5 protein-coding genes and 3 pseudogenes are annotated in these 8,534 nt (G+C 68.1%); 3 read left to right on the top strand and 5 right to left on the bottom strand.

Annotation, left to right across the window (positions count from 1 at the left end; all coding sequences use genetic code 11):
- Window positions 1–464: 464 nt before the first annotated feature.
- Both BW737_RS17295 and BW737_RS17290 read right to left on the bottom strand, forming a co-directional pair.
- Window positions 465–1,238 carry a dolichyl-phosphate-mannose--protein mannosyltransferase gene (locus BW737_RS17295; RefSeq protein WP_257210338.1) on the bottom strand — a complete coding sequence of 258 codons (774 nt, stop codon included), beginning with the start codon at window positions 1,236–1,238 and terminating at the stop codon, window positions 465–467.
- Between the two features lie 289 nt (window positions 1,239–1,527).
- A complete protein-coding gene (locus tag BW737_RS17290; protein WP_257210337.1) occupies window positions 1,528–2,274 on the bottom strand; it encodes a phospholipid carrier-dependent glycosyltransferase in 747 nt (248 codons plus the stop codon).
- Between the two features lie 132 nt (window positions 2,275–2,406).
- Between BW737_RS17290 and rsmI the strand changes: the two are divergent.
- A pseudogene (gene rsmI / locus BW737_RS01500) lies at window positions 2,407–3,377 on the top strand (16S rRNA (cytidine(1402)-2'-O)-methyltransferase).
- Window positions 3,378–3,398: 21 nt separating this feature from the next.
- On the opposite strand, the gene BW737_RS01495 reads toward rsmI, so the two are convergent.
- The 3 genes from BW737_RS01495 to BW737_RS01485 all read right to left on the bottom strand — a co-directional run bounded on the left by BW737_RS01495 (window position 3,399) and on the right by BW737_RS01485 (window position 4,915).
- Complete coding sequence (locus BW737_RS01495) at window positions 3,399–3,845, bottom strand: hypothetical protein (protein WP_086614914.1); 447 nt, start codon at window positions 3,843–3,845, stop codon at window positions 3,399–3,401.
- Window positions 3,842–4,174, bottom strand: coding sequence for a hypothetical protein (locus tag BW737_RS01490; protein ID WP_143233215.1), 333 nt, complete (start codon window positions 4,172–4,174; stop codon window positions 3,842–3,844). The genes BW737_RS01495 and BW737_RS01490 overlap by 4 nt, the downstream gene beginning before the upstream one ends.
- Window positions 4,175–4,279: 105 nt before the next feature.
- Window positions 4,280–4,915 (bottom strand): hypothetical protein, encoded by a 636-nt coding sequence (locus tag BW737_RS01485; RefSeq protein WP_086614912.1) that lies wholly within the window; start codon window positions 4,913–4,915, stop codon window positions 4,280–4,282.
- An 826-nt stretch (window positions 4,916–5,741) separates the two neighbouring features.
- On the opposite strand from BW737_RS01485, the pseudogene metG reads away from it, so the two are divergent.
- Window positions 5,742–7,591 (top strand): annotated as a pseudogene (gene metG, locus BW737_RS01480) (methionine--tRNA ligase).
- Window positions 7,588–8,518, top strand: a pseudogene (locus BW737_RS01475) (TatD family hydrolase). The pseudogenes metG and BW737_RS01475 overlap by 4 nt, the downstream one beginning before the upstream one ends.
- The last annotated feature ends 16 nt before the right edge of the window (window positions 8,519–8,534 follow it).

Here is an 8,534-nt window from a genome sequence, read left to right as displayed (position 1 = left end):
CAAGCCCCCCAGCGCCAATGGTACTGCCCCCGACAGGCGGGCGGGAGAGTAGGACACCGCCGACACACGCACCAACCCACACCCACAAACACAACCAACAAAAACACAACCTGGATCACTCTGAACCATCCGACCCACGCGGGACGCGAGTGGGACACGCCTGAGCGTGAGGCGCGGCAGGCCTTGTGTGCGGTGATCTGCCAGGCCCGGCCAGAGAATGCGCCCACCCGCAAGGGCCGGGCATTCCGTCAAGACGCGGGGCAAAGAGTCCGGCAGCTGACGGGCCACTGTCTTCCAGATCTGCGGGAGAATCCGGCGGGCATGAGCGTCGAGGACGCGGAGACTAAAGACTTTGAGGCCGGCGTGTTGTGGTCCGGGGCTCTTGCCACACTGCGACAGTCTGATCCGTCCGGTTGGCGCGATACTGCCATGAGGTTGGCGGACCTGCCCGGAGAACGCCGGTACTAGACCCAGGAATTCAGCCACATGTGCCAGTGCCAGAATGTGTAGGGCACGGTGCGGCCAGTCCATATCGGCCACCAAGCCGCGGCGAACACCACCGCGAGTACCAGCACAACGGCCACTACGGCCAGCCCCTCCCCACGCAGGCGCCACGGTGGCACGCCCGTCCATGCCGCGGGCAGGGGAGTGCGGTTCGCTCGCATGCCGAAGCCGAAGTAGGCCGCTACAGCGCCGCGCGGATAGGGAAGCCCCGGGCCAACACGACCCTCCTCGAGCAGGCGCTCCTCCTCGCGGGCGGCTGCCGACCCAGGCACGGGCGTGAGCATGCCGGAGACGGCACCGAGCGCCAGCACCAGCACCAGCACCACGCAGGGTGCGAATGCCACCGTGTAGAAGGTGAAAATGGTGCGGTCGGAGTAGATGAACCACGGCAAGTACAGACCGATATACCCGATCAGCGGCACCCATACGCGCCAGTCGCGGCGGCTGATCATCAGTACCGCGATCACAAAGACCAGAGCCGGCACGGCCGCCCACCAAATGGGGATATTGCCGATCGACGTGATGGCCTGAATGCAGCGGTCCGAACCGCAGTCGGTGCCTAACAGTTCCTCAGAACCCTTCCAGTAGAACGACGTCGGTCGCCACTGCACCAGCCAGCCGATCGGCTTCGACATGTAGGGATGCTCGGAGTCCAGACCAACATGGAAGTTGTACATGGACAGGTGGTACTCGAGCAGATCATTGAGCGAATCCGGCAGCCAAGAGCGCGCCACTGTGCCGGTCTCAGCGCGCTGTGCTGCAGCCCAGCCGTGGTTGTAGGCGCCGTCGTGCAGGAACCACGACCCCCACCCGGCGCCAGATAAACGAGGAAGGCCACCGGGACCAGGCGAACAAAATCGCCCACGCCGCGTGCCACGGTCCCCTCGAGGAACCAGGCGCGCGCTCCGACCCGGCGCAACGCCAACGTGTCCCAGACGACCACAAGAATCCCAATAGCGGCCAGCAGGTAGGCACCGGACCACTTCACCGAGCAAGTCATCCCGGCGGCGATACCAGTCGCAATCAGCCAGGGACGCAGATGGGCCTTGGCGCCAGGGGAGCGGGACCCGCCGGATCGATGGACACGCCCGCGAGGTCGGTCGCCAGACGCGCCCGGGACCATTCCCGGTCGCGCATAAGGCAGTACAGCGCGATCGTCGCGAACAGGCCGATGAACCCATCCAACAGTCCGATCCGCGACTCGGTGATCCCCACACCGTCAATCGCCAGCAATACCCCGGCCAGTCCAGCCAGCAACGGCGAGCGGGTCAGACGCAGCGTCAGCCGGACCAGCACAATCACCGTCAAAATGCCCGCCAACGCCGGCATGATCCGCCAGCCGAAGGAGGACTCCGCGCCGAAGATCTGCATGCCTAGACCGATCAGCCACTTGCCCAACTGCGGATGCACCACATAGCTGGGATCGGTTGTCAGCGCCGAGAAGTCCCCCTGCGCGAACAGCTCATCGGCGCCGTCGCCCCACGCGGATTCATAGCCGTTGTGCCACAACGCGAAGGCGTCTTTGACGTAGTAGATCTCGTCAAACATGAGCTGATGCGGGTGACCGAGGCCGATCAGCCGCGTCAGCGCCGCCACCAGGCTGGCCACGACCGTCGCTATCCAACCGTTGATCCGCACCCGCCGGGGCGGCTCCGTCCCAAGCGGCTCCAGTCCCAACAGGGATCGCAATTGGTTCTCGCTGCGCGGCGCTTCGGCTACATCGGGATTACCCGTGTCGGCTTCGGCGTCGGCAGCCGTGGAAACGGTCACGTACAGCGAATCACCGTCCGGTGAATCGCCCGGAGCGGGAGACAGGTCGGCACCATCCGGTGAAGCAGCACAGGGTGAAGTCACGCCTGCGAGTCTAAGACGGCCCGTCATACTGAAGTCATGGATGACGACATGAGCAGCGCCACGCCCGCAGATGATGCCGGCGGCACGCCGCCGGCCGCCGAAGGCCAGGCGGTCGGAACACGGCCGACGGTGCCGGAGACAGGCGCACCAGCTGCGGCGTTGGAGGATGCCGTCCTGCGCCCGGGCACGATCACGCTGGCCGCGACCCCGATTGGGAACGTCGCCGACGCCTCCCCACGCCTGCGCTGCGCCCTGGAACAGGCCGACCTCATTGCCGCGGAGGACACCCGCCGCCTATTCGCCCTGGCCCGCCGCCTGGGGGTGAGCGTCGGCGGCCGCGTGGTGGCCTTCCACGAGCACAACGAGGCCACCAGGCTCCCGAACTGCTTGCGGCCGCGCGCGCGGGCGGCACCGTCCTGGTCGTCTCCGACGCCGGCATGCCGGGCGTTTCGGACCCCGGCTACCGGCTGATCGTGGCTGCCGCCGATGCCGACGTCCCGGTCACCGTCGCACCGGGGCCCTCCGCCGTGCTTACCGCCCTGGTGCTGTCCGGCCTGGCCACCGACCGCTTCACCTTCGAGGGCTTTGTCCCGCGCAAACCGGGGGAGCGTACTCGTGCTCTGACAGCACTCACGGACGAACCACGCACCATGGTGTTCTTGGAGTCACCCCGGCGCACGCACGAGACCCTGCGCGCCATGGTCGAGACCTTCGGCGCGGATCGACGTGCCGCGCTGTGTCGGGAACTGACCAAGACGCATGAGGAGGTGCGGCGAGCAACCCTGGGAGAACTTGCAGACGCCACGGCCGACGGCGTGCTGGGGGAGGTGGTACTGGTGGTCGCCGGTGCACCTGCACGGGCGGTGGACCTACAGCAAGCCGCCGCCGAGGCCCTGGCTTTGGCCGACTCCGGCGTACGGCTGAAGGCGGCCGCCGCTGCAGTCGCCCCACGCGCCGGCGCCCGCCCCAACGAGGTGTATCGAGCGGCGCTCGCCCGGCGCGACGTCGACGACGCCTAAAACACTGGCACGCGAAGGGGGCTAGGCGCCCTGACCGTCGTCGGGCGGCGGCAGCGGCCGGTAGACCACCTGCTGCGGGGCCAGGCCATAACCAGCCGTCGGTGGGGCAGCGGGTGCGCCGGGCCGCGGCACCGACGTCGGCGGCGCGCCGGGGGCGGACTGCGGTACCGACGTCGGTGCTGCCGGAACGACGGGTGCTCCTGCCAGCGGATAGGGGAACAGTCGGCTCATCATCACGCGGGTACGACGACGCCGGCGCACCACCAGCCAGATCGTGCCGACCACGGTGGCTACCAGACCCGCTACGCCGAAGGGTATTGAAGCGAAGAATAACCGCAGGCTGCGATTCCATTCTGGGGAGAAGTTGGCCTGGTTGATCGTGATCGCGCTTGCTCCGGTGCAGGCTATCTCGTAGGTGCCGGCATTGGTCGACCGGAAGCCCAACACCTGGGGCGGATCACCACTCATATGATCCAGCTGGTAGACGTCCAGGGCAGTGCCAACCGGTCCAAGACCGTGCAGGCCATAGCGGTGTCGGCCGAGAAGAAGCCGTACTCGGTGTCCTCAAGCAGGGACAGCGTCGTTGGCTGCCCGCCCTGGTCAATTGAGACGGCGTCCTGTTCGTTAACGTTCGGGGCAACCGCCACTGCGGCGACGAATAGGGCGACCCCCACCAGCGCCGCTACCACGCCCCCGACGGCGACGATACGAGGCACCGTCAGCGAGGGCAGGCCGTCGGCGTCCACGCCTCGCGGGCGCCGCGGTGGGACATTGACGCCCGGAGCGGCTGATTCCACACAGCCATCGCCTGTACCTCTACTTTCTGCTGGCGGCCTGCCGGCGGGCCCCTTGAGTTTCCACCGCGACTTTACGGGGGCATCACCGCCTTCGTCAGCCGATCGTCACAATCCGGTACCGGCGGTGGGATATACAGCCTGCGCCTGTAGGGCTCGCTTGTTGTGTGAATTGCGGACGACGAGCCAGATGATGCCGCCGATTGTGAGGGGGATGCCCAACACGAGCATGGCGATAGAGGCAATGACGCCGAAAACCATGCGCCCGATGTCTTGGGCGCCTACCAGCGGGCCGAAGTACACATCCCCGCTCACCAGCAGAGTGCTGCACGTGATGGTGTACTCGCCGGAGGAGGTGGGCGCGATCATGCCGAACAGCTGCCTGTCGTTGACGGTGATGCTCGACGACGGCCTGGTCACCTCCAGCTCCGTACCGTCGGCGGCGGTCACGGCGCAGTCCGAGGACCCGTTGCCATACAGCCCGTACACCTCCTGGGCGTCAAGGCGCACGGTGGAGGTCCCGTCGGCGACAATCGGCTGCAGCGCGCCAGCAGTACGCGTGAGCGACAGCGCCGAGACGATGATGGCTATGCCCGCGATGACGCACAGCGCCACCCCGGACAGCAGCAGAATCAGCGGACCCTTGCGCCCCTTCGGGGTGGGTGCGGCAGGGCCGTAGGGGCTGGGGTCGGCGCCATGGGGCACACGTACATAGGGGGAGCCGGAAGTCGAGGGGTAGGCCATGGGGTACTCCGGTGCGGTAGGGGCTGGCGGCGTCGGTTGAGGCGCCATGGCCCTCACGATACGTGCCGGGCCGCCCGCGGGCAGCCCCCGTGGCGGCTGGGACGGCAGCGGCAAGCAGATCGACGTCGGTGCGTCGACTATTCCCGGATAACTCCCCGGGTGGTTGCGGCGGAGCCGCGCCGCTTCGACCGGCGCGCCTATTGCCGATAAAGTGCCAAAGGCCCCCGACCGCAGCCAGCGGGACGCCGATGACGCCCATGCAGGTAGCGGCGAACGCTCCCCACCAACTGCCTTCGAAGATCCGGAGGTTGACCTGGCGCCCCACCGATATCTCCTGCTTGTCGTGCCCGGAACACGTGAAGGTGTGATCGCCGGTCGTCTCGACCTCGATCACTCCGGAAACCCGATGATCGGCCACCGGCGTCTCCTCCGACGGCAGAAGAACCGCGACGCCGTCCCCATCCGGCCCGGTGACGGTGCAGTCCGCGGTGCCGTCGCCCCACAGGCCATATGTAGTCGCCGCGTCAAGGTGCACGGTGGTCGTGCCAGCCGGATCCAGCCGCTGCAGGTCCCTGATGGGGCGTGTCATGATGGGCAGGCAGATGATCAGCGCGGCCAACGCCACCAGGCACAGGACCACGCCGATGCGCAACAGGACTCGCGGCGTTCGAGGCGTGGACGGTCGGGTCATAGTGGTCTCCTCCAAGGTCGATGACGCACACCTGGCGTGGCCGCCGCCGTCACCATAGGGGTGCCGGAGCCGCAAACACAGGGGGAGAACTGCCCGGAGGCCGTTCCCGGTGGCGGGAGCGGATAGGCTGCCCCCATGAGCCGTATCCTCTCCGCCGTCGCCTGGCCCTACGCCAATGGCCCCCGCCACATCGGACACGTCGCCGGATTCGGCGTCCCCTCAGACGTCTTCTCCCGCTACATGCGCATGGCCGGGCACGACGTCCTCATGGTCTCCGGCACCGACGAGCACGGCACGCCGATCCTGGTGGCCGCCGACGAGGAGGGGGTCAGCCCCCGTGAGTTGGCCGACCGCAATAACCGGCTCATCGTTGAGGACCTGGTGGCTCTAGGCCTGTCCTACGACCTGTTCACCCGCACCACCGCCGGCAACCACTACCGGGTGGTGCAGGACATGTTCGTCACAGTGCGCGACAACGGCTACATGGTCCAGCAGGTGACCCGCTCCGCCATCTCTCCCTCCACCGGTCGCACCCTGCCCGACCGCTACATCGAGGGCACCTGCCCGATCTGCGGTGCCAGCGGCGCCCGCGGCGACCAGTGCGACAACTGCGGCAACCAGCTCGACCCGACCGACCTGATCGATCCGCACTCCCGCATCAACGGGGAGACCCCCGAATTCGTGGAGTCCACCCACTGGTTCCTGGACCTGCCCGCCCTGGCCGACGCGCTCGGCGCCTGGCTGGACGAGCGGGAGGCCTCCGGCGCCTGGCGGCCCAACGTCATCCGCTTCTCCAAGAACATCCTGCGGAGATCCGCCCGCGCGCCATGACCCGCGACATCGACTGGGGCATCCCCATTCCCGGCTGGGAGGACCAGCCGAGCAAGCGCCTGTACGTGTGGTTCGACGCCGTTATCGGCTATCTGTCCGCCTCCATCGAATGGGCGCGCCGCAGCGGCGACCCCGAGGCGTGGCGCCAGTGGTGGAATGACCCGCAGGCCCTGTCCTACTACTTCATGGGCAAGGACAACATCGTCTTCCACTCCCAGATCTGGCCCGCCGAGCTGCTCGGCTACAACGGCCAGGGGCAGCGCGGCGGCGAGAGCGGCGACATGGGTGTACTGAACCTTCCCACCGAGGTCGTCTCCAGTGAGTTCCTGACCATGGAGGGCCGCAAGTTCTCCTCCTCCCACGGCATCGTCATCTACGTGCGCGACTTCCTGGCCCGCTACCAGGCCGATGCCCTGCGCTACTTCATCTGTGCCGCCGGCCCCGAGACCGCCGACGCCGACTTCACCTGGGCGGAGTTCGTGCGCCGCACCAACGGCGAGCTGGTGGCCGGCTGGGGCAACCTGGTCAACCGCACCGCCGCCATGATCCACAAGCGCTTCGGCGCCATCCCCGCCCCCGGCGAGTTGGAGGACATCGATCGGGAGCTCCTGGACGCCGTGGCCGCCGGCTTCGACACGGTCGGCGACCTGATTCGCCACCACCGCCAGAAGGCTGCACTCGCCGAGGCCATGCGGCTGGTCGGCGAGGCCAACAAGTACATCGCCGACACCGAGCCCTTCAAGCTCAAGGGGGAGCCGGGCAGCCCCGCGCACCAGCGGCTGGCCACGGTGCTGCATACGCTCGCCCAGGTGGTGGCCGACCTGAACCTCATGCTCTCTCCGTTCCTGCCGCACGCCGCCAACGACGTCGATAAGGTCCTGGGCGGCGACGGCCTCCTCGCCCCCATGCCCCGCATCGAGGAGGTCGACGAGCTCGATCCGCAGGTGCTGCCCGAGGCCTTCGCCGGCCGCACCGGCTACCCGATCATTACCGGCGACTACACCGGCGTGCCCACGTGGGAGCGCCACGCCGTCGTGGTCGGTACGCCGATCGCCAAGCCGAAGCCCGTCTTCGTCAAGCTCGACGAGTCCATTGTGGAGGAGGAGCTGGCCCGCTACGCCGACTCCCAGCCCGACGACATCACCGGCGCATGAGCCATAAGCACCGCGACCGCTCCTGGCCGCCCGCCGACGCCGTCGCGCCCCTGGCCCGGCCCGTTACGGACAACCACACGCACCTGCCCGTGCCCGGGCAGGCCGCCACCGGTCCCGGCTCCGACGCACCGCTGGCTGCCGCCGAACTGGTCACCCGGGCGGCCGCCGTCGGCGTGGAGGCGGTCATCACCTCCGCCTGCGAAACGCCCACTTGGACGCCGAGCCTCGCCCTGGCCCGCGAGCTTCCCGGCGTCCGGGTCGCCCTGGCCGTCCACCCCAACGAGGCCGTTGCCCATGCCGGGGTGCGCGAGATCGGCCCAGACGGCCTGGAACCCGTGCACCTACCCCACCACGACGAACCCCTGGACGAGGCCATGAGCCGGCTGGAGGCGCTGGTGCGCGGCAACCGGGACGTCGTCGTCGCCGTCGGGGAAACCGGTATGGATCTCTTCCGCACCGGGCAGCGCGGCGCCGCCGTCCAGCGGCAGGCCTTCCGCGACCACATCGCCTTAGCAAAGGAACTGGAACTGCCTCTACAGATCCATGACCGTGACGCGCACGCCGACTGCATCGAGGTGCTGGAGGCGGACGGCGCCCCCGAGCGCACCGTCCTCCACTGCTTCAGTGGGGGCGTGGCCCTGGCCGAGGCCTGCGCCGAGCACGGCTGGTACGCCTCCGTCGCCGGCCCCGTCACTATCCCGCCAACGACGCCTGCGGGACGCGCTCGCCGTCGTACCCGACGAGCTGCTGCTAATTGAGACCGACGCCCCGTACTTGCCGCCCAAGCGTTGGCGCGGCCGCCCCAACGGCTCCTACCTGATGCCGGATACCGTGCGTTTTCTCGCACAATTGCGTGGCTTGGACGAGGCGGAGATGGCTGCCGTACTGGCGCGCAACACCGCTCAGGTCTACGGCACATGGGTGTGAAATGTGTCAGTTCATG

Source organism: Actinomyces ruminis, assembly GCF_002154335.2.
Classification (GTDB): domain Bacteria; phylum Actinomycetota; class Actinomycetes; order Actinomycetales; family Actinomycetaceae; genus Actinomyces; species Actinomyces ruminis.
This window is presented reverse-complemented; position numbering and strand designations above follow the sequence as displayed.